1 protein-coding gene is annotated in these 1,085 nt (G+C 39.5%); it reads right to left on the bottom strand.

Annotated features, from left to right (window positions below):
• Nucleotides 1-256 precede the first annotated feature (256 nt).
• Nucleotides 257-1,085: LPXTG cell wall anchor domain-containing protein (locus tag ADH81_RS04765; protein ID WP_049526880.1), on the bottom strand; the 829-nt coding region annotated here is incomplete at its 5' end.

Genomic DNA, 1,085 nt, shown 5'->3' with positions numbered 1-1,085 from the left:
GGACAACAATTGTCCTCTCCAGATGTTAGCTTTTATTCAACCCACTACAGTTGACAAAGAGCCCAAAAAAAGCGAACAAAACATAGGTTCTGAAAATCAGAATTTTGTCTTGTTCACTTTTAGTACCTATTCAGTTTAAGAATTTAAGTAAAGAAACTTTAAACTTAAAATGGTAGATTTTTAGCTCTCAGATTCATCCTACTGAAAATTAGTTCTATTAAAACGGAATAGCTAGTCCTTTAAAATATTAAAGATACTAATCTTCTTTTTTCTTACGAGCTACAAGTCCAAATCCACTCATTACTCCAAGAAGTCCAAGTGCTGCTAAGCTAGTATGATCTTCAGTACCAGTATTTGGCAACTGAGGAGTATTTTCTTTAGCTGAGGCTGGTTTCTCTGGAGTCACTGGTTTCTCTGGAGTTACTGGTTTCTCTGGAGTCACTGGTTTCTCTGGAGTTACTGGTACGATTGGTACGTAGATGATTGGTGTGTCATCACCTGGATTTGTTGGAAGGTTTGGAAGTTCCTTACCTGGTTCTACTGGTTGACCTGGTTTGCTTGGATCTTTTGGATCTGGCAAGTATGGTTTGTAGCCTGGTACGTCTGGAACAACTGGTTTTCCTGGTTTTGTTGGATCTGTTGGATCATTTGGATACTTCACTTCTGGTGTTGATGGGAAGTTTGGATCATTTGGTTTCTCTGGTTTTGGAACCAAGCTTCCAAGTGGTTTATAGGTAATAATCTCTACTACTTCAGGATTTTCTGGAGTAACTGTCTTACCACCAGCTTCTGTCTTATCAGCGTAGTAACCTGGAATTACAGGAACAGTAACCTTGCCATAGGTATGACTAGTTTCAGTCCATGTTGTAGTTCCATCAGCTTGTTTTTCTTTACCAGTAAATGTAAAGTCGTCTTGGACATTGTCAGCTGGAGTCTTGTCACCTGCTCCTTCAAACTTCACTATCTGTTTGGTTGGTTTAGTCACATCATTTACGATTGGTACGTAGATGATTGGGGTATCTTCACCTGGATTTGTTGGAAGGTTTGGAAGTTCCTTACCTGGTTCTACTGGTTGACCTGGTTTG

This window comes from Streptococcus pseudopneumoniae (assembly GCF_001072925.1).
In the GTDB taxonomy this organism is placed as follows: Bacteria; Bacillota; Bacilli; order Lactobacillales; family Streptococcaceae; genus Streptococcus; species Streptococcus pseudopneumoniae_Q.
This window is presented reverse-complemented; position numbering and strand designations above follow the sequence as displayed.